This window comes from Bifidobacterium gallicum DSM 20093 = LMG 11596 (assembly GCF_000741205.1).
Classification (GTDB): Bacteria; Actinomycetota; Actinomycetes; order Actinomycetales; family Bifidobacteriaceae; genus Bifidobacterium; species Bifidobacterium gallicum.
Genome location: NZ_JGYW01000005.1, coordinates 283,482 through 308,349, shown reverse-complemented (window position 1 = coordinate 308,349; position 24,868 = coordinate 283,482). Strand labels below are relative to the sequence as shown.

The 24,868-nt window shown below is 57.5% G+C and carries 21 protein-coding genes; 18 read left to right on the top strand and 3 right to left on the bottom strand.

Annotation, left to right across the window (positions count from 1 at the left end; all coding sequences use genetic code 11):
* Positions 1 to 152 precede the first annotated feature (152 nt).
* The 15 genes from BGLCM_RS05840 (at position 153) to BGLCM_RS05770 (ending at position 17,278) form a co-directional block, all read left to right on the top strand.
* On the top strand, positions 153 to 1,067 hold the full coding sequence (locus tag BGLCM_RS05840; protein ID WP_052295097.1) for a hypothetical protein: 915 nt from the start codon (positions 153 to 155) through the stop codon (positions 1,065 to 1,067).
* A gap of 60 nt (positions 1,068 to 1,127) precedes the next feature.
* Positions 1,128 to 1,307 (top strand): hypothetical protein, encoded by a 180-nt coding sequence (locus tag BGLCM_RS05835; protein WP_006294747.1) that lies wholly within the window; start codon positions 1,128 to 1,130, stop codon positions 1,305 to 1,307.
* Between the two features lie 220 nt (positions 1,308 to 1,527).
* Positions 1,528 to 2,619, top strand: a complete 1,092-nt coding sequence (gene argC / locus BGLCM_RS05830) for an N-acetyl-gamma-glutamyl-phosphate reductase (RefSeq protein ID WP_006294744.1) — start codon at positions 1,528 to 1,530, stop codon at positions 2,617 to 2,619.
* The gene (argJ, locus tag BGLCM_RS05825) at positions 2,616 to 3,788 is read left to right on the top strand and encodes a bifunctional glutamate N-acetyltransferase/amino-acid acetyltransferase ArgJ (RefSeq protein ID WP_006294743.1); all 1,173 of its coding nucleotides are present in this window, start codon (positions 2,616 to 2,618) and stop codon (positions 3,786 to 3,788) included. Before argC ends, argJ begins: the two co-directional genes overlap by 4 nt.
* A 9-nt stretch (positions 3,789 to 3,797) precedes the next feature.
* On the top strand, positions 3,798 to 4,751 hold the full coding sequence (gene argB, locus BGLCM_RS05820; protein ID WP_006294742.1) for an acetylglutamate kinase: 954 nt from the start codon (positions 3,798 to 3,800) through the stop codon (positions 4,749 to 4,751).
* A gap of 42 nt (positions 4,752 to 4,793) precedes the next feature.
* The gene (locus BGLCM_RS05815) at positions 4,794 to 6,068 is read left to right on the top strand and encodes an acetylornithine transaminase (RefSeq protein ID WP_006294741.1); all 1,275 of its coding nucleotides are present in this window, start codon (positions 4,794 to 4,796) and stop codon (positions 6,066 to 6,068) included.
* A 102-nt stretch (positions 6,069 to 6,170) separates the two neighbouring features.
* A complete protein-coding gene (gene argF, locus BGLCM_RS05810; protein WP_006294740.1) occupies positions 6,171 to 7,136 on the top strand; it encodes an ornithine carbamoyltransferase in 966 nt (321 codons plus the stop codon).
* 130 nt (positions 7,137 to 7,266) lie between these two features.
* The gene (gene argR / locus BGLCM_RS05805; RefSeq protein ID WP_006294739.1) at positions 7,267 to 7,842 is read left to right on the top strand and encodes an arginine repressor; all 576 of its coding nucleotides are present in this window, start codon (positions 7,267 to 7,269) and stop codon (positions 7,840 to 7,842) included.
* A gap of 201 nt (positions 7,843 to 8,043) precedes the next feature.
* Positions 8,044 to 9,294, top strand: coding sequence for an argininosuccinate synthase (locus tag BGLCM_RS05800; protein WP_044085039.1), 1,251 nt, complete (start codon positions 8,044 to 8,046; stop codon positions 9,292 to 9,294).
* 598 nt (positions 9,295 to 9,892) lie between these two features.
* A complete protein-coding gene (gene argH / locus BGLCM_RS05795) occupies positions 9,893 to 11,374 on the top strand; it encodes an argininosuccinate lyase (protein WP_006294736.1) in 1,482 nt (493 codons plus the stop codon).
* A 142-nt stretch (positions 11,375 to 11,516) separates the two neighbouring features.
* Positions 11,517 to 12,011, top strand: a complete 495-nt coding sequence (locus tag BGLCM_RS05790; RefSeq protein WP_044085038.1) for an HD domain-containing protein — start codon at positions 11,517 to 11,519, stop codon at positions 12,009 to 12,011.
* A gap of 161 nt (positions 12,012 to 12,172) precedes the next feature.
* A complete protein-coding gene (tyrS, locus tag BGLCM_RS05785) occupies positions 12,173 to 13,495 on the top strand; it encodes a tyrosine--tRNA ligase (RefSeq protein WP_006294734.1) in 1,323 nt (440 codons plus the stop codon).
* Positions 13,496 to 13,712: 217 nt separating this feature from the next.
* Positions 13,713 to 15,383 carry a hypothetical protein gene (locus BGLCM_RS05780; RefSeq protein WP_044085037.1) on the top strand — a complete coding sequence of 557 codons (1,671 nt, stop codon included), beginning with the start codon at positions 13,713 to 13,715 and terminating at the stop codon, positions 15,381 to 15,383.
* 9 nt (positions 15,384 to 15,392) lie between these two features.
* A complete protein-coding gene (locus tag BGLCM_RS05775; RefSeq protein ID WP_006294730.1) occupies positions 15,393 to 16,424 on the top strand; it encodes an HAD-IIA family hydrolase in 1,032 nt (343 codons plus the stop codon).
* Positions 16,421 to 17,278, top strand: coding sequence for a TlyA family RNA methyltransferase (locus BGLCM_RS05770; protein WP_006294729.1), 858 nt, complete (start codon positions 16,421 to 16,423; stop codon positions 17,276 to 17,278). Before BGLCM_RS05775 ends, BGLCM_RS05770 begins: the two co-directional genes overlap by 4 nt.
* A 73-nt stretch (positions 17,279 to 17,351) precedes the next feature.
* Here BGLCM_RS05770 and BGLCM_RS05765 read toward each other — a convergent pair whose 3' ends face one another.
* Entirely contained in the window at positions 17,352 to 18,002 is a 651-nt protein-coding gene (locus tag BGLCM_RS05765; protein WP_044085127.1) for a potassium channel family protein, read from the bottom strand.
* An 86-nt stretch (positions 18,003 to 18,088) separates the two neighbouring features.
* Positions 18,089 to 19,549: a TrkH family potassium uptake protein gene (locus BGLCM_RS05760; protein WP_044085126.1), complete on the bottom strand. Its 1,461-nt coding sequence runs from the start codon at positions 19,547 to 19,549 to the stop codon at positions 18,089 to 18,091.
* A gap of 178 nt (positions 19,550 to 19,727) precedes the next feature.
* Between BGLCM_RS05760 and BGLCM_RS05755 the strand changes: the two genes are divergently transcribed.
* The 3 genes from BGLCM_RS05755 (at position 19,728) to BGLCM_RS05745 (ending at position 23,238) form a co-directional block, all read left to right on the top strand.
* On the top strand, positions 19,728 to 20,735 hold the full coding sequence (locus tag BGLCM_RS05755) for an NAD kinase (protein ID WP_006294726.1): 1,008 nt from the start codon (positions 19,728 to 19,730) through the stop codon (positions 20,733 to 20,735).
* A gap of 60 nt (positions 20,736 to 20,795) precedes the next feature.
* On the top strand, positions 20,796 to 22,490 hold the full coding sequence (gene recN / locus BGLCM_RS05750) for a DNA repair protein RecN (protein ID WP_006294725.1): 1,695 nt from the start codon (positions 20,796 to 20,798) through the stop codon (positions 22,488 to 22,490).
* 76 nt (positions 22,491 to 22,566) lie between these two features.
* Positions 22,567 to 23,238 (top strand): HAD family hydrolase, encoded by a 672-nt coding sequence (locus tag BGLCM_RS05745; RefSeq protein WP_006294724.1) that lies wholly within the window; start codon positions 22,567 to 22,569, stop codon positions 23,236 to 23,238.
* Positions 23,239 to 23,365: 127 nt separating this feature from the next.
* Here BGLCM_RS05745 and thrC read toward each other — a convergent pair whose 3' ends face one another.
* Complete coding sequence (gene thrC / locus BGLCM_RS05740) at positions 23,366 to 24,850, bottom strand: threonine synthase (protein WP_006294723.1); 1,485 nt, start codon at positions 24,848 to 24,850, stop codon at positions 23,366 to 23,368.
* Positions 24,851 to 24,868: the final 18 nt, after the last annotated feature.

The window sequence follows — 24,868 nt, the reverse complement described above, 5'->3', positions numbered from 1 at the left end:
GCACTTGGCGGATGCCGTACAGTCTGCTGGTTGGCTGGTTGATTGACTAGCTGACTCGCAGACTGCCTGACTGCAAGCAGCATGCACCGTGCAGCATGTGTGCGCAGGGCAACGTCCCTGCGCACACATTCATTAGCAACGTAAGGATGATCATGACACAACCGGACCAGCAGCCCACCCCGGACACTCCGTCCAATACGCAGACGCCTGTTCCGGTTGACTCCGCTCAACCCGCTACGTCAGTGCAGCCGTCGCCTTCCGTGCAGCAATCCCCATCCCAGCCGCAGCCGGACCAGCAGCAGTCCCCGCAACCGGTGCAGCCGTCACAACAACCCGAATACGGTGTGTTGGCGTCCGATTTGGGCAACGGTTCTGGGCTTGAATATGGCGCCATGTCCAGCCAGTTCCCGGCCGGCTACAATCCGTATATTTATGGCGCTCCTGAGCCACCGACCGAGCAGCAGACGTTGGATACAAACGACGCCGACGCGCGCCGGACGCGCAATCAGCAGTTCCAGCAGGGCCAACAGCGGTTGCGTGATCAGCAGCAGGCTCAACAGCCGCGCCACCATTACAACCCCGAGTTTTATCCGTTCGGTTTGCCCGACGATGCGAGCAACAACCAGCCGACAAACCAGCAGGGTGCAAACCCCGATTCCTACCGCAACGCCTATGGTCCCGGCATGTACATGGGTCCTGCGGATCAGCCGAACGGACCCAACGGGCAGCAGCCGGGCCGCTACCGCAACGGCATCAATTTGGACGACCCGAATCAGAATCCCGTGTATGGTCATTGGGACGCTTATTCGATTATTGCGTTCGTCTTCACGTTGATTTTCCCGTGCCCCGTGCTTCCTGCCATCATGGGAGCATTGGCCATGTGGCGCACGAAAACGTTCCATATGAAGGGTTTCGGTTTTGGTGTTGCAGCTCTCGTGATCAACACGATTTATACGATTGCGTTCTTCTGGATGATGGCGAACGGCGTTTCCCCGACCGACGTACTCAACCAGATGAATGCGATGCTTGATTCCATGCGCGATTCAACCGACTCGCTTAAGGCATGATTCACGGCATGATACTGCAGGTCCGACAACGTGTTGCCGGGCCGCTGTTGTTCTACAAACTTGCGTATTGGCGGGTTTGATCAGTCCGCCGGTCGGCATGATATTGATTTCTGGGATACGAAGATGGATGCCCTGTTCTCGTATCTGGCGCGAATCGAACCGGGCACAAAGAACCATGTGCAATGCGACGCTGAAGTCGACGACCCGACATGCGGATTGCGGCTTGATGAAGCGTTGTGAACACAATTTATTCACATTTTTATATCAGATTTATTTCCACATGGCGAGATTGGTGTAGATTACGGAGGCATTTTCGCTAATCTGATGGTGGACGGCAATGGCGGCGTCCACCTTATTTTCTTTGTCAACTTACCTGTTCACATGATGAAACTGCATATTATGCAGTTTCATGCATACTGTGTATACTATGCCCTACGTTGATACGTGAAGGAGCGGCCATATGGTCTACACCGTTGCTGTGGCAGGTGCCACGGGATACGCCGGAGGAGAGGCGATCCGCATTCTTGCCTCGCATCCCAGTTTTGCAGTTACAACAGTTGCCGGCCATTCTTCAGTCGGGCACCGATTGGGCGAATATCTGCCGCATATTCCGCAGCTGGCCGACCTTCTTATTGAAGATTCCACACCAGAAGTGCTCAACGGTCATGATGTGATTATTTTGGCATTGCCGCATGGCGCTTCGGGCAAACTGGCCAGCCAATTGGATGAGGCGGCTGTGGTTGTGGACTTGGGCGCCGACCACCGATTGGAAGAACAGGACGCCTGGGACGCATTCTATGGCGGCGATTTTTACGACCACTGGACCTATGGCATGCCTGAACTCATCCTCGGCAAAGACAACGAGGGCAACTATGTGCGTCAGCGCTCGAATCTGACCGGAACGCATCGCATCGCAGGACCCGGTTGCAACGTGACCTCCGTGACCTTGGCCATGCAACCCGGTGTGGCTGAAGGGTTGGTGGAACCGACCAGCATTGTGTCGGATCTCGCCGTGGGGTATTCCGGCGCAGGCAAGAACCTCAAACGCATGAACCTGTTGGCCGCTGAAGCATTCGGTTCGGCCACACCCTATGGTGTGGGTGGTACGCATCGCCATATTCCCGAGATTTTGCAAAACTTTGCGCATGCGGCAGGTAAGCCGGCCGCTGATGCATCGCAATTCACGTTGTCGTTCACGCCGATGCTCGTGCCAATGTCTCGTGGCATCCTGGCCGTGGTCAGTGCCACGATGACCGACAAGGCGAAGGCGTTGAGCGATGATGAACTGTATGCCGTATGGGAACGCGCTTACGAAGATCAACAATTCATGATTGTGCTGCCGCAAGGCGTGCTGCCGGCCACACAAAACATTGTGGGATCCAACGCCGCGCATCTGCAGGTGGTCCCTGACCGCAACGCCGGTCGCATCATCGCGTTTGCAGCCATCGACAATTTGAACCGTGGTACCGCCGGGCAGGCCGTGCAAGCCTTGAACCTGGCCATGGGACTTGATGAATCTACTGGTTTGACAACGATTGGAGTGGCACCGTGAGCGTGACATTTGCACAAGGATTCCGCGCGGCAGGCGTGGAAGCGGGTATCTCGGCTGTGGCCGGCAAAAAGGATGTGGCACTCGTCGTCAACGATGGTCCGATCAACGCCGCCGCCGGCGTGTTCACGGTCAACCGGTTCTGTGCGGCGCCAGTGCAGTGGACGCGTGAACATATCCGTGCGGGCCGCGCCGATGCCGTGATCTTGAACTCAGGCGGCGCCAACGCGTGCACCGGGCAGGAAGGTTACGCGCAATCCCAAGCTGAAGCCGAGCTTGTCGCTGAACTTCTTGGCACCCGAGCCGCCAATGTGGCCGTGTGCTCCACTGGTTTGATCGGCGAACTGCTGCCATTGGACAAGGTGCTGCATGGCGCGCGCGAAGCCTATGCCCATTTGGCGCATGATGACGCTGCAGGGCAGGACGCCGCGCATGCCATCATGACCACCGACACGGTGCCCAAAACCGCGGTGCGCGAAGGCACGAACGGGTATCGCATTGGCGGCATGGTCAAGGGCTCGGGCATGATTGCGCCACAGCTGGCCACGATGCTGTGCGTGATTACGACCGATGCGCAGGTCAGCGCTGGCCAATGCCAGGCTGCACTGAGCGTGGGTACCGATTTATCGTTTAACCGCATTGATGTGGATGGTTGCATGTCCACGAACGACACGGTGTTGCTCATGGCCTCGGGGGCCAGCGGTGTGGAACCCGACCCGGACGAGTTCAACCGTCTTGTGCGAGAGATTTGTTCGGAACTCGCCGCCAAGATTGTGGGCGATGGCGAAGGCTCAAGCCATACGATTGAAATCACGGTGCGTCATGCCACTACCGAGGATGCAGCATTGGCCTGTGGCAGGGCCGTAGCCGCATCCAATCTGCTCAAATGCGCAATCAGCGGCAATGATCCCAACTGGGGCCGTATCGTCAGTTCCCTGGGCACCGTACCTATGGACGTGGCACCGTATGATCCCGAACAGGTGACGGTGGATGTCAATGGTGTGCGTATTTGCGACGGTGCGAAACCTGCGCGCGATCGATCGGAAGTCAATATGGATCAACGTCAGGTGACGATTGAGATTGATCTGAACGCCGGGGATGCTGAAGCGAGCGTGTGGACGGACGATCTGACCCACGAATACGTGCATATCAACGCTGATTACGAAAGCTGAGGAACGAGAATGGCCGAATTGAGAGGGCCTGGCTACCATCTGGACGTGCATACGGACTTGCGGCCCGACCAGAAAGCGGAAGTGCTGATTGAAGCGCTGCCTTGGCTGCAGGAATTCGCAGGCAAACGCATTGTTGTCAAATATGGCGGCAACGCGATGGTCGATGAACATCTGCAGCAGTGCTTCGCGCAAGACATGGTGTTCCTGCGCCAAGTGGGGTTGCATCCGATCGTGGTGCACGGAGGTGGCCCACAGATTTCACGCATGCTCAAGACACTCGGCATCCATTCGGAATTCAAGGGCGGCCTGCGCGTCACAACTCCCGAGGCCATGGACGTGGTGCGCATGGTGTTGACGGGTAAAGTGTCGCGTGACCTGGTCGGTCTGATCAATGCCCACGGCCCATATGCGGTCGGCATGTCAGGCGAGGACGGCGGACTGTTCTCAGCCGCGGTGCGCGCGCCGATTGTGGACGGCAAACCCGTGGACGTCGGCCTCGTGGGTGACGTGGTGGGCGTGGACGCGTCCGCCGTGGAAGACCTCGTGGCGGCCGGACGTATCCCTGTTGTCTCGTCGGTGGCTCCCGATGAAGACGACCCGACAACCGTGCTCAACGTCAACGCCGATTCAGCGGCTGCGGCGTTGGCGGCCGCGATGGGCGCCGAAAAGCTCGTGATCTTGACCGATGTGGAAGGTCTGTACGCAGACTGGCCCGACCGTGACTCGCTAATCGGTTATCTTGGCGTGGAGCAACTGCGCGACATGCTGCCTGAACTGGAGACGGGCATGCGGCCCAAGATGGAAGCCTGCATGCGCGCCATCGATGGTGGAGTGCACCAAGCCCACATCATTGACGGACGCAAACCGCATTCCATCCTCAACGAGATTTTCACGACGGACGGCATCGGCACGATGGTGGAAGCCGGAGAAGGATTTACGATGCGCAGCGCATATGGCCGCTGAGCATACCGCAGCAAAGCAACCCTTACAAGAGAAGAAGGCGACGTGAGCGACGAACAGAACGGTGGGGCCTGGCTCCAACAATATGATGACGTGCATATGCACGTATTCGGTACTCCATTGCGCGTGATGGACCATGGTGAAGGCATGCGCATCTGGGACGTGGACGGCAATGAATACCTTGATTTTTTGGCCGGCATCGCAGTGAACGCGCTGGGATATGCGCATCCGGCATGGGTCAAGGCCGTGGCTGACCAGGCGGCTCAAGTGGCGCATGTGAGCAACTATTTTGCCACCAAGCCGCAAATTGAACTGGCCACCAAACTTGTGGAACTGGCCGGCGCGCCGCAAGGGTCGCACGTGTACTTCGGCAATTCGGGAGCTGAGGCGAATGAAGCGGCACTCAAGCTGGCCAAACTCTATGGCCGCACATTGCCGGGTGCTTTGCCGTCGTTCGGCGGCAAACCGGCGCGCATCATCGCGCTGACCCACGGATTCCACGGCCGCACGATGGGAGCGCTGTCGGCCACGTGGAAGCCCGCGATCCGCAAACCGTTCGAACCGCTCGTGCCTAACATCGAATTCGTGGAGGCCAACAACCTGCGCGACCTGCGTGACGCGTTCGCGGAAACCGGTCTTGGGCATTACGGCAAGGGGCCTGTGGCAGCTGTGATTATGGAACTCATCCAAGGTGAGGCTGGTGTCATGCCACTGGATGCCGACTATGTGCGTGGCGTGCGCGAATTGTGCGATGCGAACCGAGCGCTGCTGATCATTGATGAAGTGCAAACGGGCATGGGCCGCACAGGTTCGTGGTTTGCGTTCCAGCGCGAGGATTTGGGTGGTGTGCAACCCGATATTGTGTCGTTCGCCAAAGGTGTGGCCGGTGGATTCCCGATGGGCGGCATCATTGCGTTCGGACAGAAGCTCTCCGACTTGTTCTCGCCAGGCAAGCATGGGTCCACGTTCGCGGGCAATCCGCTCGGAGCGGCCGCCGCATTGGCCACGATTGAAACAGTTGAGCGTGACGGACTTATCGAGAACGCAGAGCAGCGCGGCGAACAGTTGCGCCGCCAAATCATGGCGTGTGGCAATCCGCTGTTCACTGGTGTGCGCGGACGCGGATTGCTCAACGCAATCCAACTGGCACATCCATGCGCGCATGCGGCGATGGAATGGGTACTCGAGCATGGCCTGATCATCAACGCTGTGGCTCCTGATGCGCTGCGGTTGGCGCCGCCGTTGATTGCCTCCGAGCAGGATGTGGATGATGCCGTGGCGATTTTGAGCCAGATCCCGTCGGATCTGTCTGACGACTGATCGACTCGATGGCATCGCAACCGCATACCACGTGCATGACGAACGAACGTTACCCAAGCAACCTAAGGTTGCCAATAATCTGATAACCCGAGAGGAGAAGCCATGGCGGGAACATTGCGCCACATGTTGCGTGACGATGACGTGAACCATGAGGAGCAGAAGCAGATCTTGGAACTGGGCATGAAGTTCCGCGAAGATCGCCACTATCACATGCCATTCGCCGGGCCGCAGGGCGTGGCCGTGCTGTTTGACAAGCCCAGCACACGCACGCGCTCGAGCTTTTCGGTAGGTGTGGCTGAATTGGGCGGTTATCCGCTCGTCATTGACAAGTCCAGCTCGCAGCTGGGCCGCGGTGAGCCCGTGGAAGACACGGCCCGTGTGCTCACACGCATGACGAGCGCGATTGTGTGGCGCACGTTTGGTCAGGATCGCGTGGAAACGATGGCCAAATACGCCACCGTGCCGGTGGTCAATGCGTTGACTGATGATTTCCACCCGTGCCAAGTGCTTGCTGATTTCCTGACGATTGCCCAGCACAAGGGCGGCGTGGATGCGCTGGAAGGCATGACAATCGCTTATCTGGGCGATGCGGCGAACAATATGGCGAATTCATACTTGCTGGCTGGCGCCATCGCCGGCATGCATGTGCGTGTGGCTGGTCCCAACGGATTCCTGCCGCGTCAAGATATTGTTGAGGATGCCGAACGTCTTGCTGCAGACAATGGCGGCTCAATCCTCGTGACTACCGACGCCAAGGAAGCTGTGCGTGATGCCGATTGCGTGTTCACTGACACGTGGGTATCGATGGGTGAGGAAGGCGAGTACGCCATCCGTTCCAAGCCGTTCTGGCCTTATCAGGTCAATGAGGAATTAATGTCGTTGGCCAAGCCCGACGCGTTGTTCCAGCACTGTCTGCCGGCATACCGCGGCAAGGAAGTCACGGCGGCGGTGATTGACGGACCACAGTCAGTGGTGTGGGACGAGGCTGAAAACCGGTTGCATGCCCAGAAGGCGCTGCTCACATGGCTGATTGGTCAACAGCGCGGTGAGCAAAGCTTGCTGGTCTGACGTGTGGCAATGCGTGGCAGCCTGTAAGGGGCGCCACGCCACCTGATGGAAAGGGGCGCGGATGGCATCCGTCCATGAATCATCACAGGAAACAGAATCATCGCAGGAAACACCGGATGTGAGCTCGCAGATGCCGAGCGCACAAGCCTCGACGTCTGATGCGCAAGACGCGCAGGCAAGCCCTGCACCAGTCAAACCCGATGTGACCACAGCTTCGGGGCGTCCCGTCACGCGTACGGCACGGTTGAGCGCCATTGAACATGCGCTAACCACGCATGTGGTCACGTCACAAGCCCAATTGGCGCAGTTGTTGCGTGCTGACGGATTCGAAGTGACCCAGGCCACGCTGAGCCGTGACCTGGACGAGATGAACGCTGTCAAAATGCGCATGCCCGATGGTTCCACGGCGTATGCAATCAATGAGACAGGTTTCGATGTGACGATGCCGAACGGCTATGATGACGCCCGCGCCAAAGCGCAAATGGCCAAAGTGCTTGTGGGACTGGTGACTTCGGTGGCTCGTGCGTTCAATCAGGTGGTCGTGCATACGAATTCTGGAGCGGCACAATATGTGGGCAGCATCATTGACCGCAACTCGTCTGACGACGTGCTGGGCACGATTGCCGGTGATGACACGATTCTGCTGATTTGCACGGATGCCGCCAGCGCGCAATCGATTGCGCAATGGTTGCTGAGCCTGACATGATGCGTCCCGGATATGGCTGGGCCGGGTGTGGCTGCGACGCCGGGTAACGCATGGCAGCCATGCAAGCAGGGTCATATGAGAGCGAAACGCACCAATGTGTGGATGTAACGTCCACACTGTGAGCGCATAGCTTTATGTAATGCATAATTATGCAGTTGTTTGTATATAATGACATCAACTGTAGTGGAGAAAGGGTTTCCCATGAGCGATACTGCACAAGACAAGAATCGCATTGTATTGGCCTATTCGGGCGGTCTTGACACGTCCGTGGCCATTCCGTATCTCAAGGACCGCACGGGCAAGGACGTTGTGGCCGTCTCGCTCGACGTCGGGCAGGGCGGTGAAAGCCTGGAGACAATCAAGGAGCGCGCACTGGCTTGCGGCGCTGTCGAATCGTACATTGTGGACGCCCGCGACGAGTTCGCCGAGGAATACTGCATGATGGCCCTCAAGGCCAATGCCATGTATGAGGACGTGTATCCGCTCGTGTCCGCCATTTCGCGTCCACTGATCACGAAGCATCTGGTGCGCGCCGCACACCAGTTCGGTGCCGACACGATTGCTCACGGCTGTACAGGCAAGGGTAATGACCAGGTGCGTTTCGAGGTGTCGATCCAGTCGATCGACCCTGAACTCAAGGCGATCAGCCCGATCCGTGACCTGTCGCTGACGCGGGACGTGGAAATCGCTTACGCCAACGAGCATGAGTTGCCGATTGTGCAGACCGAGAAGTCGCCGTTCTCCATTGACCAAAACGTGTGGGGCCGTGCCATTGAGACAGGCTTCCTTGAGGATCCGTGGAACGCGCCGACCAAGGATTGCTATTCCTACACCGACGATCCCGATTTCCCGCCTGTTGAAGATGAAGTCATCATCGAGTTCAAGCAAGGTGTGCCCGTCAAGATTGACGGCCGTGACGTGACGCCGTTGCAGGCCATCGAGGAAATGAACCGTCGCGCCGGCGCCCAGGGCATCGGCCGTGTGGACCTGATCGAGGACCGTCTCGTCGGCATCAAGTCACGCGAACTCTATGAAGCGCCAGGTGCCATCGCGTTGATTACGGCGCATAAGGAACTCGAGAACTGCTGCCTCGAACGTGAGCAGCACCGCATCAAGCGTGACATCGACAAGCGTTGGGCCGAACTCGTCTACGATGCGCAGTGGTTCTCGCCGGCTGTCAAGTCGCTCAATGCGTTCATCAACGATACGCAACAGTATGTGTCGGGTGAAATCCGCATGATCCTGCACGGTGGCCGTGCTGTTGTGGTGGGTCGTCGTTCGGATTCCTCGCTCTACGACTATAATCTGGCCACCTACGATTCGGGTGATGCGTTCGATCAGAACGCCTCGAACGGTTTCATCGAGATCTACGGCCTGCCCAGCAAGGTTGCCGCCGCCCGCGACGTCAAGTTCGGCAACGGCATCGAAGTTCCAGACAACACGGTCGAGTGATCCTGGCGATTGTCTGAACATCAATAACGATCAGGGGAAGCAATCCGGTTTCGTTCGATTGCTTCCCCTGATTCGTATCTGCTGTATTATGTGGGCAGTCACCCCAACGGTTTGCAAGGGGTGGTGGTTTGGGCGAGGATATCGAAATTGTTGGCGGCAAAGCATGTCAACACGTCAGGAGAATCAATGTTGATTCAATTGTCAGTATGAGTAAAACATCTGTTGATTGCTTCATTGCCCTTCTCTTTAGATTATAAATACATAGTAAAGATTGAATTGTGAATATAGAATGATGTTGGTCGCATTATGGAGGTATTTGTTATAATTCATGTATTTGATACCGGCTGTTTTGGCTTCATGTTGACTGGGGAAGCGGTATGCATAATTACTATGGGGGATATGTATTGTTTCAATGCGATAATTGTGGGGAAAGTTATTTGTGACAAGTTGTTGACGAGCTAACAATGATGTTCTTGTGAGCAAGCAAGTATGCGACCCTATTCAGCATGTGGGTTATGTGGGGTGAAAGCGTGGTGGGCTGTTAGGCTTACTAAAGACCATCGGTTTGGCATGGTGGACATGAAGGAGGAGCGGCGTAATGGCCGAACAGAACGAACAGCAAGAGGAGCATCTGGCACTGTGGGGAGGACGGTTCTCTTCGGGGCCTTCGCCTGAATTGGCGCGTCTGAGCAAGTCAACACAGTTTGACTGGCGTCTAGCTGATGACGATATTGCGGGCTCCCGTGCACATGCGCGCGCTTTGGGCCATGCCGGCCTGCTGACCCAGGATGAATTGGCTCGCATGGAAGCAGCACTCGACGAACTGCAACGCCAAGTGGATTCCGGCGAGTTCGCTCCGATTGAAGACGATGAAGACGAAGCCACGGCATTGGAACGCGGCTTGTTGGCCATTACGGGCGACGAACTGGGCGGCAAACTGCGTGCGGGACGCTCGCGTAACGACCAGATTGCCACATTGATCCGCATGTGGATGCGCCGCAAAGCGCGCGTTATCGCATCCGACGTGCTGGACTTGTGTGACGCGCTCATGGCCCAGGCCAATGCCGCAGGCAAGACCGTGATGCCGGGCCGTACGCATATGCAGCATGCGCAGCCTGTGCTTCTGGCCCACCAGCTGATGGCCCATGTGTGGCCGCTGCTGCGCGATGTGTCGCGGTTGCGTGACTGGGATGCGCGTTGTGATGCCAGCCCATATGGTTCGGGCGCCTTGGCCGGCAACACGCTGGGCCTTGATCCGACAATGGTCGCGCGTGAATTGGGCTTCTCCACCGTCACGTCGAATTCAATCGACGGCACAGCCGCCCGTGACTTGGTAGCCGAATTCGCGTTCATCAACGCGATGATTGGTGTGGACCTGTCGCGCTTGAGCGAGGAAATCATCATCTGGAACACGCAGGAGTTTGCGTTCGTCACGCTGCATGATTCCTATTCGACGGGTTCGTCAATCATGCCGCAGAAGAAAAATCCAGACATTGCCGAACTTGCGCGCGGCAAGGCTGGGCGTCTGATTGGTGATCTGACTGGCCTGATGGCCACACTCAAGGGATTGCCTACCGCTTATGCGCGTGATTTGCAGGAAGACAAGGAAGCCGTGTTCGACCAGGTCGACACGCTCGAAGTTGTGCTGCCTGCGTTCACCGGCATGGTGCGCACGATGCAGTTCGACCATGAACGCCTGGAAGAACAAGCGCCTACCGGCTTCGCTTTGGCCACCGATATTGCCGAATGGCTAGTGCGCAACGGTGTGCCGTTCCGCCACGCCCATGAGCTTTCGGGCGCTTGCGTCAAGATCGCCGAAGGTCGCGGCCAGGAGCTGTGGGATTTGACCGATGACGATTACATTGGCGTGTTCGCCGACTTCCTGCCCGCGGATATCGCCGTGCAGGTGCGTGATGTGCTGTCCACGGCCGGATCGGTGGCTGCCCGCAATGGCAAGGGCGGAACCTCGCCGTTGCGCGTGCGCGAACAAATCGGTCAAGCCCACGTGGATACGGAGCAGCTGCGCGGCTTTGCACACTCCCAGTGCAGCGGTCCCGCATTCCATGCGCCCAAAGCGTAACCAAGCCACTCTTTGCGCTGATTGATGATGTCAGGACCCGCACCCGCGAAATGGTGCGGGTCCTGCTTGTTGGCTGTACTACACTGGGCTTCGCAACCGCATCAAGCGCATGGTCGGCGTATGCAAGAAATGGGGCGCGTGTATGGCATATCTGAGCAATCAGCAGATTGAACGCATCGTGCGCCATTATGGCGCGGACATTCTTGCGCACGAGAATATGGAGATTTCCAAAGCTGCCATGCAACATGGTCTGGTCAGCACCTACGAGCATTCGTTCAAAGTGGCGTGCCTAGCTGTCAAAATGGCTGATCGTCTGCATTTGTGGTATCGCGTGGATTTGAGTTCACTCGTGCGCGCCGCATTGTTGCATGACTATTTTCTCTATGACTGGCATCATCATGATGATGGTTCGCATCGCTGGCACGGGTTCCGGCATGGGCGCACAGCCATGCTCAACGGGCATCGTGATTTCAACCTCAACGTGGTGGAACGCAACAGTATTCATCGCCACATGTTTCCGTTGACGCCGATTCCACCCAAACATTGGGAAGGCTGGCTGGTCACACTCGCCGACAAAATCAGCGCCACCGTGGAGACCGTATGCTATCGCACAAGCCGCCCTGTCAAGCGCGTTTGAGAGGATGAAACACGTTGTGTGGACTCACATGAAGCCACATGATGCCGCCGATAGGGAAGCATTGAAGATGTGTCGCATATCGGCCTGCGGCGCTGGATCATACCACCGGCGCTGTTGCAAGCAACATAACGATTTATATACCTGAAAAGGGGTGGCCCTGCATGGCTCACGTCATTGATTTCAAACAAGCCGGATTCGATTCGGTGCTTGATGAACTGGAATGGCGAGGGTTGGTCAATCAGTCCACGGACCGTGACCGACTCGCCGCAGCGTTGAACGGGGAACCCATCACTTATTATTGCGGTTTTGACCCTACGGCCGCATCATTGCACATTGGCAACCTGGTCCAGCTGATCCTGATGCGTCATCTGCAGGAAGCCGGCCATCATCCTATCGCGCTCGTCGGCGGCGCCACGGGTCTGATTGGCGATCCGCGTCAATCGGGGGAGCGCACGCTCAATGCCAAGTCGATTGTGGCGCAATGGGCTGAACGGTTGAAGCGCCAGATTGGCGGCATCCTCGTGGTGGATGGTCCCAATGCCACACGGTTCGTGTCCAACTACGATTGGACGGCCAACATGAACGTCATTGACTTTTTGCGTGATGTTGGCAAGAACTTCCGTTTGGGCACGATGTTGGCCAAGGACACGGTGGCGCGCCGTTTGGATTCCGAAGATGGCATCAGCTTCACCGAGTTCAGCTACCAGGTGTTGCAAGGCAATGATTACTTGCATCTGTACGACGAATACGATTGCACACTCGAAACGGGTGGCTCCGACCAGTGGGGCAATCTGACGAGCGGTCTCGACCTGATTCATAAGGTGCGTGGCGTTGACGTCAATGTGATGACCACACCAATTATCACCGATGCGCAAGGTAAAAAGTTCGGCAAGTCCGAAGGCAACGCCATCTGGCTTGATGCCGACATGCTGAGCGTCTACAAGTTCTACCAGTTCTGGTTCAACCGTCCCGACGCGGAGATGGAAAGTCTGCTGAAGGCGTTCACGTTCCTGCCCAAGGATGAGATTGAGCGTCTGGTCAACGAATCCGAGACGAATCCTGGGGCTCGCGAGGCACAGCGCGTGCTGGCGTGGGAAGTGACGAGCCTCGTGCACGGCGACGAAGCGACCAAACATGCCATCGAGGCTTCGACGGCACTGTTTGGCCGTGGTGGCGATGTGACGAGCATCGATGAGCAGACGTTGGAAGCCGCACTTGAAGGCGTCAAGATCGATATGGAAGACGGCACCAAAGCCTTCGCTCCTGTAGCCGAGGGTGACCGCATCATCGAAGCGGCCGTCAAGGCGGGACTGGTCAAGTCGATGTCGGAAGCGCGCAAAACGATTCGCAGCGGCGGCCTGTATCTGAACAACGTGCGCGTGGAAGATGAGGAAGCCACACTGAACGGCGAGGACTTCCTGCATGGCCGTTTCGCATTAATCCGTCGCGGCAAGAAGGCCGTCGGCGCGGTGGAACGTCACTGAACGACGCTAAAAACACGCTTCACCGGCCGGCACAACGCACCGCAATCTGTAGGGTTGCGGTGTCATACTGGAATTCACGGCACCAGTACGGCACTGCTGGTGAGCGCATATTGACTTGAGTTTGTGGTAATTCGGGCAATTCGTCAGGGTTGCCCGAATTCCGTAGTGTGGTTGCGCGGGGATTGGCCCGCACGAGATAAAGGATCAAGAAACACCCATGGCAGAGCAGCGCGGTTCACGCGGTAACGGCAATGGCCGCTCATATGGCAACAACAATCATCGTTCAGGTGGCAACGGCAAAGGACGTGGCAACGCTGGCCGCGGCAACGGACATGGCGGGTTCCGCTCTGGTGGCCGGGGCGGGTTCAACAGCCGTGGTGGCAACGGTCATTCCGGAAACCGTCCGTTCCGCAAGGGCAATGGCCAGCGTCATGAGCGCCGTGACGACGCCAATGAAGAGGAAGGCCGTCCGTTCCGCTCGGACAATCGTGGCGGTAACGGTTCGTTCCGTTCCAACAATGGCCATGGTGGCCGTGGCGGCAATGGCCATGGCAATGGCGGTTTCGAGCGCCGTGACCAGCGCCGTTTTGAGCGTCGCGACAGCGATGATCGTCGCATGCATCATAGCGACGAAGGCGGCAACCGCAGGTTTGAACGCGATGATCGCCGCCACGGCAATAATGATCATCGTGGCCAGCGTGGCGGTAGTGGTGAACGCAACTTTGACCGCAGCAAACCGCGTACGGGAAACAAGCGTTACGCACAGGACCATGGCCGCCATGATGAGCGCCGTGAGTTCAGTGCGGAAGAAAAAGCGCAGTATCGTGAACAAAAGCGCCAGGACTACATGTCCAAGTCGCGCCGCAATTCGGACGGTACCGTAAGCTTCCCGTCGCAGAACCCATACACGGCACGCCGCCCAGGCGAACCGAAGATGCCGAAGGGACTCGAGTGGTCGATGCTCTCGCGTGAAGAGCGTGACCGTTTGCGCGGCCTGTCAAAAGAACACGCCGACAACATCGGCCTGCACATTCTCGCGGCGTACACGCTTGAAGAATCCGATCCGCAAGGGGCACTCGACCATGCCAAGTGGGTGGCCAAGCAAGCCTCCCGCGTGGATTTCGCTCGTGAAGTGTTGGCGTTCGTGGCCTACCGTCAGGGTGATTACAAACTCGCGTTGCGCGAATTCAAGACGGCAAAGAGGATGAACGGGTATCTTGATTACCTACCGTTCATTGCCGACTGTGAACGCGGTCTGGGCGAGCCGAAGAAGGCCATTGAAGTGGCCACCTCTGATGAAGCCAAGCAGCTGACAGGCGAGGCGAAAGTCGAAATGTTCCTCGTTTATGCCGGTGCGTTGGCGGATTTGGAGATGTGGAACCAAGCCATTGAAATTGTGGCCAAACTGGCGCATTCCAAGGGTCTGCCGGGAGAGTACCGCATGCGTGCGTTGCAAGCGGAACAGTACTTCCTCGACGAGTCCGGACGCAGCGATGAAGCCGTGGCGTTGGACGAGGTTATCGACCGTTTTGAGGAAAGGTATGCTGACGTGGAACTTGACGAGAACAGCGACGATTACGTCGTCGACTACGATGTGGAAGACCTGCCTGAAGATCTGCAAGCCAAGCTTGGCGTGACGCTCGACGATGCCCAATACGCACCGTATGACGGCGCTGATTCGGGTGTGAACATGGATGACGAAACGCGTGACGATGAAGAGGAACAGCGTGCTGGCGCTGAACTCGACGTCGAACCGGCGTTGGAAATGGAACGCAACGAAGAAGCTGATGAAGACGGCACGATGGGCGATCCCGATCTTGACGATGTTGATGACGATCTGACGCGCGTCGGTGACGTGGAGGAACAGATCAAGAGCGAAATGGAGTGATGCGCAGCCGTGCTCAAATCAACGAACCAGCCGCTGAGTACATGCTATCGTCTGGCGCTGCTTGATCTCGATGGTGTCGTCTACCGTGGCGCCGATCCGATCGAGTACGCGGCAGACGGCATCCGCGACGCGCAATCGCGCGGCATGACGATTGAATACACGACGAACAACTCCTCGCGCATGCAAGCCACCGTGGCTGAGCAGCTCAAGGGGTTCGGCCTTGACGTAGAACCTTGGCAGGTGATCACGTCTTCCGTGGTTGCGGCCCGCATGGTGGCCAAGCATGTGCCGGCCGGTTCGCGTGTGTTCGTGCTTGGTGCCGAACATTTGCGCCAGGAAGTCGCGCGTATGGGACTTGAGGTCGTGGATTCGGCTGATGCCCATCCTGTCGCGGCGATCCAGGGTTGGTTCCCTGACATGACATGGTCGATGATGGCGCAGATTTCGTTCGCTGTGGAGCAGGGTGCGGCCTATTACGTGACGAACCGTGATTTGACGATTCCGCGTGAGGCTGGTATTGCTCCGGGATGCGGGTCGATGATTCAGGCTGTGATCAATGCCACGCACGTCGAGCCGCTGGGCTCGGCTGGCAAGCCGGAATCGGCCATGTATGATGAGGCGCGCGAGTTGGCTGCCCATGATGGTGAGGCCATGGTGTCGGTGGCTGATTCGTTGGCCATTGGCGACCGTCTTGACACCGATATTGAGGCCGGTAACCGTGGCGGATATGATTCGCTGTGCGTGTTGACTGGCGTGACCGACCATCGGCAGTTGCTCACGGCGCCTGCGTATTTGCGTCCAACGTATGTGTCGTTGGATTTGCGCGGGTTGAACGAGCCGGCTCCCGCTGTGCAGGCGCAGCCTGACGGTTCGTTCACCTGCCGTGAGGAACGCGCGTGGATCTCTGATGGCGCGCTGCATGTGTCGTCACTGTCGAGCGTTGACGCGTTGCGTGCGGCTTGCATGGTGGCTTGGCAGGCTGCTGATCATGGTTTGGATGTGCAGGCGTTGACGTTGCCCGATATGGAGTTCGACGCATGAGCATGGGCGTTGGCCGCCAGCCTGCCGACATTGGTTCCGGGCAGGCTGGTGGCCGTGCCTCGCAAGGATCAGGCCACCAGCTTCGTCTGGACCAGGCGCTGGTGCGGCGTGGGCTTGTGCAGTCGCGTTCGCGTGCGCAACGGCTGATTGATGAGGGGCGCGTGTTTGTTGACGGCAAGTGCGTGTCAAAATCGTCGTCGAAAGTGGACGGCGCGGCTGATATTCGCGTGGACAAGGGCGATGATTATGTGTCGCGTGGCGCGCTCAAACTCGTGGGCGCGTTCGACGTGTTCAGCTCTTGCGATCCTGCGCTGCCGGAGCCTGCTGGTTTGTGTTGTCTTGATATTGGCGCGTCCACGGGCGGTTTTACCGAGGTATTGTTGCGCAGGGGAGCGCGGCAGGTCATCGCATTGGACGTGGGGCACGGCCAGTTGGCGCCGCGTATCGCGTCCGATCCGCGTGTCATCGAGATGAGCGGCACGAATGTGCGTGACGTTACGGTTGAGGATTTGCCGTTCCGCCCGGAAATGATCGTTTCCGATGTCTCGTTTATTTCATTGACCTATGTTATTCCTGTGATTGCGCGCATCGCCGCTGCCGGCGCGCCTGTGGTGGTACTCGTCAAACCGCAGTTTGAAGTCGGCCGTGGCGGTTTGGACCGTCATGGCATTGTCACCGATGAGGTGTTGCGTCAGGAAGCGTTGGACCGTGTTGCCGCATGTGCACAAGAACACGGGTTGCAGGTGGTGGCCACTGCGGATTCGCCGATTGAAGGCATGCATGGCAATGCCGAATATTTGCTCTATGCGCGCTGTTCAAGGGAGGGGCGCGCAGGGGATGGGCACACCGCATGATGGTTACGCCATGACCAGGATGATTGGCACGCTTGCCACAGGGGGCCTGTGTTTTCGGCAAGCGTGATGCCGGTCAGCCGCGAATGAAATGATCGATCTGGTCCTGCTTGCCTAAGATGATCAGTTCGTCATTGCGATGCATTTCCAAGTCGTTGGAACCGTACGCGAACTCGTGACCTGGTGATTTGACACCAATGATCGTTATGCCGAAACGTTCGTTGACTCGTGCGTCGTGGATGGTGGTGCCAATCGCCCAGATGGGTGTATGGATTTTGACGACGTTGTAGGCGCCTTCCAGTTCGATGTAATCCATGTAATTGCCCGACACCAAGTGGCCTACACGGTTGCCTGCATCGGTTTCCGCGTTGATGATGTGACGTGCGCCAATGCGCTGCAGGATGCGCGCATGCTCTTTGGACACGCTTTTGGCCCAAATGTCCGAGATTCCAGCGTCCAGCAGGTTGCCTGCTGTGATGACCGAAGCTTCCACACTGTCGCCAATGGCAACGACAGCCGTGTCAAAATCGGAGGCGTTGAGTTGTTCCAACGCCAACACGTCGGTCGTGTCGGCTTGGACGGTCGGGATTTGGGAACTCCAACGGTTGACGAGTGACGCGTCACGATCCACGGCCAACACGTCCTGACCCATGGCATCCAACGTGGTGGCGACGGCGCTGCCGAATCGACCCAACCCTACAACGAGCACACTGCGTGTATCTGCCATGGTGGTCCTTTTCTCCTTATGGTTCACAGGTTTCTTCGTGTCTTTGAAATGGGTGATACGATTCACCACATCGGCAATACTGACCATCAGCCCACCACAATCTGGTCGGTCGGATAATGCACGGCTTCGACCACATTGGGCCGTCCCACCGCGTAGGCGATCGTCATGGGTCCCAGACGGCCGATTAGCATCGTGAACGCCAACACGTAGAGCGAAGCCGGATAGTCGGCGTTGGCCACGCCAACGGAATAGCCGCCCAAACCGAATGCGGAGCAGGCGTCGAACAGGGCGTGGCTGAATGAGGCGTTTTCAATCATCATCAGCGCGATGGAGGCGATGAATACGAGCGCCAGACAGCTGGTGGTGATGGACACGGCCGTCATGATGACGCGCGTGTGGATGCGCCGATGGAACACGTTGACATCGGTATGCCCGGAGAACGCCGTTTTGCATACGAGGAAGATGACGGCCAACGTGGTGACTCGAATGCCACCGGCAGTTGAGGTGGAGCCGCCACCAATGAACATGACCAGGCTCATGAACACTTTGGTCGGTTCACTGACTTTCGGCACCCACGACAGGTCGAATCCTGAGCTGCGCGGCATGACAGCGGCCACGACGCCGCGACGCATGCGCTCTTCAATGTTCGCGTCATGGAACAGCGCCTGGTTGTTCCATTCGACGACCAAAAACCAGCATAACGAAATCAACACAATGATGAACGTGGTCAGCAACGTGACTTTGGTATGCAAATTCAGATGGCGTGGACCTTTGTGTGCTCGCGCCGTACGCCAAAGGTTAAGGATGACGGGGAAGCCCAACGTACCGCAGAATGCGCTGAGCATGATCGGCATGCCCACTTCCCAACGGCCCACGTACAATCCGGCGCCATCAGGCGTGAATCCCGCATTGTTGTATGCCATGACAGCGAAGAACAATGATTCCCAAAGCGACTTGCCCACGTCACCCTTGTTGACGCGTGACAAGCCTGGAAACAAAGAAATGAACGTGATCGCCTCAATGGAGAACGTGATCGTCAACACGACAGCCAGGACGCTGCGCACTTCATTGAGTTTGTTTGTGCCGAGCTCATTGGCGGTCAGCAGCCGCTGCGTGGCTTTCAAATGCCGGTTGATCGCCAAGGCGATCAGCGAGGCGAACGTCATGACACCCAAGCCACCTAACTGTACGGCGAAGATGAGCACCACTTGGCCGAAAATCGACCAATGCTGCGTGGTGTTGACAATCGAGATGCCACAGGTTGACAACGCGGAAACAGCCGTGAAGAACGCGGTGGAAAATGGTGTGGTCGTATGGTCTTGCGTGGCAATCGGAGTGAGCAACAACGCGGTCACGAAAGCTACGAGTACCAGGAAGTAGATAATCGTCAACTGGCCGGGATGCTGGCTCATCCGATACCCGATGCTGCGTTTGCGTGCAGTGCGTTCGTCAGTGTTGTCGGTGCGGAACATGTCGGTGGAAAACCACCAGGCGTATCCGTCATGACGGCGACGTTTGGAAGGTTCATCGAAGGGATTGCGTGCCATATGGAATGCTTCTCCTTCGCTTGTGTTCACAGCATCAACGGGCATGGACTCACCCCATTGTAGGGGCAGGTAAGCCAAAACGGCGCCCATCAAACGGTGACTGTTCTTTACCGATGAACAGGACAGGCGCTAGCATGGGCAGCGAACATCCACGGATTCGGTCAGTCAAGGAGCATGCATGGCACAGTCGCGGTTGGCGGTCGTCGTCACTCATCCCAAGCTTCGCGAACAGGGAACTATTGTGCAGGAAACCGTGAAGCGATTGCGATCCAAAGGCTTCGACGTGCAGGTCATCGACAATTTTGAAGCCCCTGATTTTGGCGGTATCACCCAAAAAGTCGACCCGAACACGGAAATCGTCGTCGTGCTTGGCGGCGATGGCACGATTCTGCGCGCTACGGAACTGACACATTGCACGGATGCGCCAATCCTCGGTATCAACCTTGGTCATGTGGGCTTTTTGGCCGAATTTGAAAGCTTCCAGCTTGATGATGCGATCGACCGCATCACTGCACGCGATTACATGGTGGAAGAACGGTTGGTGGCGCATGTAGACGTGTGGTTGCCAGGCCATGACACCCCGTTGGTGGACTGGGCGTTGAACGATATCACGATTGAACGGTCGGATCGCGGCAAAATGGTGGAATTGTCGATTGCCGTGGATGGTGTGGAAATGAGTTCGTTCGGCTGCGATGGCGTGATCGTGTCGACGCCCACGGGATCGACAGCCTATGCGTTCTCGGCCGGAGGACCGATCATATGGCCGGATGTGGAAGCGCTGCTCATGGTGCCGTTGGCTGCGCATGCACTGTTTGCGCGGCCGATTGTGATCGGTTCGGATTCCACATTGTCGTTCTATATTTCCGAGGATTCCTCGTCCGACGGTTGGATTTGCTGTGATGGACGCCGCCGACGCCAACTGCCCAAGGGCACGCGTATTGACGTGCGTCAATCCTCAGCCCGACTCAAACTTGTTTCGTTGTCACAAGTGCCGTTCACAACGCGATTGGTGACGAAGTTCGATTTGCCTGTTATCGGTTGGCGTGAACAAGCGCAAATCGACCATGGCCACCATCAGCCGTCCCGACAGGAACGCGATCGTGACCATCACCGCAATGCTGAAGGGGTGGAACACGGCACCACCTTGCACGGACTGGTAGACTATGACGACGTGCAGCTCGACTAAATGGCATGCCGCATACGTCATGGATGCCGTGAACGAATGCGCTGCACGTAAAGGACTTGCATGCTTGAAGAACTTGAATTGACTGACTTGGGGCCGATTCCCCATGCCACGATCCAACCCTCGGCCGGTATGACGGCGATTACGGGTGAGACTGGTGCGGGCAAATCGATGCTGCTCAACGCAGTCAAACTCATTTGTGGCGGTCAAGCTGACTCGTCACGTGTGCATCCGGGGTCCATCCGAGCATGGGCACAAGGCATTTTCGTGGCCAATGACGGTGCAGCCGCATGGCAAGCGGCCAAGGAAGCCGGTGTTGAGGATGATGATGGCGAACTGTATTTATCACGTACTGTGCCGGCCCAAGGGCGTTCACGTGCCGTGCTCAACGGTAAGACAGTGCCCAGAACCGTGTTGGCGCGTATCAGCGAGGACCTGATCACCGTGCATGGCCAAGCCGACCAGTTGCGTATCGCATCCCCGGCCCGGCAACGTGAGTTTTTGGATGACTTCGCCAACAATACCGAGCAGCGCATCGCCTATGAGCAGGCGTGGCGCGCCTACCATGCCGCCGTACAACGGCTTGAACGGTTGCGCACCCAGGAAGCCGACATGATTCAGCGCGCCGATTATTTGCGTGAATCAATTGCTCGCATCAACCAGGCCGACCCGCAACCAGGACAGTTGAACGAGCTTAAAGCGCACCGTTCACGTATTGAAAACGCCGCCCAAATTGAACATGGTGTATCGATGGCGATGGCCGCATTGGACGGGGCGCCCGAAGAAGGGGTGGAAGGCACGATCAACATGTTGGGCCATGCCGCTGCAGCATTGCGCAACATCCATGTGGGCGGCGTGTTTGACGAACTGGCTAACCGTCTCAACTCCACCGTCGCCGAACTTGACGATATCCGCTTCACGCTGGCCCAACAGCTACCTGATGAACATGACGCAGCAGATCTTGACGAATTGAATGCGCGTATCCATGAACTCAACGAACTCGTACAACGCTGGGGTCCCACCCTCGACGACGTCATCGCATGGCGTGACCAGGCCATGCTGGATTTGGAAGACATGGATGCCTCACCGGAAAAACAGGCCGAATTGGAAAAACAACGCGATAAGGCGTTGAAACACGCGATGACAGCCGCCAGGGCATTGCATGACACGCGAGTCAACGCCGCGCAAGCGCTATCAGTCAATGTGACCAAAGAACTGGACTCGTTGGCCATGCCGGGAGCCGAATTGGATGTGCAAGTGCGTGAACGCGCCACACTTGATGCCAACGGATTGGACGATGTGGAGTTCCTGTTTCGGCCGTTCCCCGATTCACCACCATTGCCCATGGGCAAAAGTGCATCCGGCGGTGAGCTGAGCCGTCTGATGCTCGCCATGGAACTGACATCGGCCAGCACCCACATGCAGCAGCATGCCAAGGGGGAGCCGGCCATGACGTTCATTTTTGACGAAGTGGACGCGGGTGTCGGCGGCAAAGCCGCCATGGAACTGGGACGCCGTCTGGCAATCCTGGCACGCAGCGCACAAGTCATTGTGGTCACGCATTTGCCGCAAGTGGCAGCTTGGGCATCCAAACAATTTGTTGTGACCAAAGGTGATGGTCCTGGCGGCATCGAAACCACCGTGCGTCAAGTTGAGGGCAACGAACGTCTGAAGGAAATCGCCCGCATGCTGTCTGGCTCCAGCACCAAGACATCACATGCCCACGCGCAAGAACTGTTGGCTGAATGCGTGTTGTGATCAGGTTCGCAGCCCCGTATGGTCAAGCACAAACACGCCACTATGCAGAGGTGTCACACTCAGGGAGGAAATCGTGATGGACACACCAGTCGCACAAGTCAACGCTGGCAAAGCCGCAATCTTCGATTTGGACGGCACATTGCTCGACTCGCTTGGCGTATGGAAACAAGTCGACGAAATCTTTCTAGCCAAACGGGGATTCGCTGTGCCCGACGACTACATGCAGACTATCGCCGCGCTGCAATTTCATGAAGTTGCGGCGTACACGATTGAGCGTTTCCATTTGGATGACACGCCGGAAGCGCTCATGGCCGAATGGGATGAGCTGGCTGCCTACCAGTACGCGCATGAGGTGGGCACGAAGCATGGCGCTCGCGAGTATTTGATGCAGCTCAAACGCACAGGGGCCAAACTGGCCGTGGCCACCACATTGTCGCCAGCGTTGCGCCAGCCCGCGTTGGAACATGTAGGGTTGTGGAACCTGTTTGATGCTGTGGTCGGTGTGGAGACAGTGGCTCATGGCAAAAGTGAACCTGATATTTATTTGCGAGCTGCCAAGCTGGTTAGTGTGCCAGCTGACCATTGCACCGTGTTTGAAGACATTTTGCCGGCCATCAAATCGGCGAACCGCGCAGGCATGACCACGTATGGCGTGTATGATCCGTCGTCGGCGATGCTGTGGGATCAGATTCAGCGGGAAGCCACTGGCACGATTCATGATTTCACGCAAGCGCCGCGCGTGTTGTGACGCGGGGAATTGCGGGGTGGAATCGCCACGCGGGGTTGGCGGAAATAAAGATGGCCAAACACAATGATGCCCGTCCGTACAGGAACCGGACGGGCATCAGTAGAACAGAGCCGGGGTTAACGGAACTTTAGAGTTCGGCGGCCGATTCGGCAACGAACCGCTGCATGCCGTCCACGGGCACGACGTCACGGAAACGCACATCAGCCGTTTCCAAATTGCGCAGCATGGCCGGAATCGTGGTGCCGGTGGCGCGGGAAAGTTCATCCATGCACTCAAAATCAGTGCCCGTGGCATCCAAGCCCAACGACTCGTTGACAACACGCGGGAACTTGTACGGGCTGGCCGTCGCCAACAGTACGCGCGGAACCTGCGTGTCGCGTGGCATTTGCTGCATCACGTAGTACCCGCAAGCCGTATGCGGATCGATGACGTAATGATGGTCGTTCCAGCACTGGCCAATCATCTCACGCACCTGGTCTTCATCAGCCCAACCCGTGTTGAACACGTGACGGATGCGTGCGAGCAACTGTTCGGGAACCTGGTAGGCGCCCCATTCGTTGAGGTCGTTCATGACGTCGGCCACGAGATTCGGGTCGTTTTCCGCCAAATAATAGAGCATGCGTTCCAAATTCGACGACACGAGAATGTCCATGGACGGCGAAATCGTCTCAAAGAACGGGCGCTGCTTGTTGTACGTGCCCGACACGAGGAAGTCGAACAGCACATTGTTCTTGTCGGACGCCACCACGAGGTCGCGCACGGGCAGGCCCATGCGCTTGGCATAGTAGCCGGCCAGAATGTTGCCGAAGTTGCCCGTGGGCACAATGAATTCGACTTCGTCGCCCACATTGATCGCCTGGCTTTCGAGCAGCTGGGCATACGCGGCGAAATAGTAGACGACCTGCGGCACGAGACGACCCACGTTGATTGAGTTGGCGGACGAAAGCACCACATGCTCGTCCGATTTGAGCTGTTCAGCGAACTGCGTGTCGCCAAAAATGCGCTTGACCTGCGACTGCGCGTCGTCAAAGTTGCCTTCCACAGCGCTCACGTGCACGTTCGCACCCTGCTGCGTGGTCATCTGCAGCTCCTGCACACGGCTAACCTTGCCTTGCGGATAGAACACGGTGATACCGGTACCGGGCACGTCGGCGAATCCGGCGAGCGCAGCCTTGCCCGTGTCTCCGGACGTGGCCGTGACAATCATGATTTTCTCACCGTCGCCCGTGGTGGGGGAGGTGCAGGCCATGAAGCGCGGCAGGATCTGCAGGGCGACGTCCTTGAACGCGCAGGTGGGGCCGTTGAATAGTTCGAGAATGTAGTCGTCGCCAACTTGCTTGAGTGGTGTGATGCGTTCATCGGACCACTGCTTGCCGTAGGCGCCGTCAATGCAGGCGCGCAGTTCCTGCTCGTCGAAGTCGTCGAGCAGCAGGCTTAGGACTTCATAGGCGATTTGCTGGTAGCTTTTGCCGGCGAGCGACGCGACGTCGACTTTGGCTTGGCCCAGCGCGTCGGTGACGAACAAGCCGCCGTCATCGGCGATGCCCTTGCGAATGGCCTGCTTGGCGGTGAGTGAATCGGTAACGCTTCTGGTGCTATGGAACGTGTTCACTGGTCGATGTCATCCTTA

What these genes read in the sequence shown, in the direction of transcription:
- BGLCM_RS05790 (WP_044085038.1), top strand. Translation starts at nt 11,517, where the DNA reads ATGGCATATCTGAGCAATCAGCAGATTGAACGCATCGTGCGCCATTAT.
- BGLCM_RS05760 (WP_044085126.1), bottom strand. Translation starts at nt 19,549, where the DNA reads ATGGCACGCAATCCCTTCGATGAACCTTCCAAACGTCGCCGTCATGAC.
- tyrS (WP_006294734.1), top strand. Translation starts at nt 12,173, where the DNA reads ATGGCTCACGTCATTGATTTCAAACAAGCCGGATTCGATTCGGTGCTT.
- BGLCM_RS05765 (WP_044085127.1), bottom strand. Translation starts at nt 18,002, where the DNA reads ATGGCAGATACACGCAGTGTGCTCGTTGTAGGGTTGGGTCGATTCGGC.
- BGLCM_RS05780 (WP_044085037.1), top strand. Translation starts at nt 13,713, where the DNA reads ATGGCAGAGCAGCGCGGTTCACGCGGTAACGGCAATGGCCGCTCATAT.
- BGLCM_RS05800 (WP_044085039.1), top strand. Translation starts at nt 8,044, where the DNA reads ATGAGCGATACTGCACAAGACAAGAATCGCATTGTATTGGCCTATTCG.
- argB (WP_006294742.1), top strand. Translation starts at nt 3,798, where the DNA reads ATGGCCGAATTGAGAGGGCCTGGCTACCATCTGGACGTGCATACGGAC.
- BGLCM_RS05770 (WP_006294729.1), top strand. Translation starts at nt 16,421, where the DNA reads ATGAGCATGGGCGTTGGCCGCCAGCCTGCCGACATTGGTTCCGGGCAG.
- BGLCM_RS05755 (WP_006294726.1), top strand. Translation starts at nt 19,728, where the DNA reads ATGGCACAGTCGCGGTTGGCGGTCGTCGTCACTCATCCCAAGCTTCGC.
- recN (WP_006294725.1), top strand. Translation starts at nt 20,796, where the DNA reads ATGCTTGAAGAACTTGAATTGACTGACTTGGGGCCGATTCCCCATGCC.
- argF (WP_006294740.1), top strand. Translation starts at nt 6,171, where the DNA reads ATGGCGGGAACATTGCGCCACATGTTGCGTGACGATGACGTGAACCAT.
- argR (WP_006294739.1), top strand. Translation starts at nt 7,267, where the DNA reads ATGCCGAGCGCACAAGCCTCGACGTCTGATGCGCAAGACGCGCAGGCA.
- BGLCM_RS05745 (WP_006294724.1), top strand. Translation starts at nt 22,567, where the DNA reads ATGGACACACCAGTCGCACAAGTCAACGCTGGCAAAGCCGCAATCTTC.
- argH (WP_006294736.1), top strand. Translation starts at nt 9,893, where the DNA reads ATGGCCGAACAGAACGAACAGCAAGAGGAGCATCTGGCACTGTGGGGA.
- BGLCM_RS05840 (WP_052295097.1), top strand. Translation starts at nt 153, where the DNA reads ATGACACAACCGGACCAGCAGCCCACCCCGGACACTCCGTCCAATACG.
- argC (WP_006294744.1), top strand. Translation starts at nt 1,528, where the DNA reads ATGGTCTACACCGTTGCTGTGGCAGGTGCCACGGGATACGCCGGAGGA.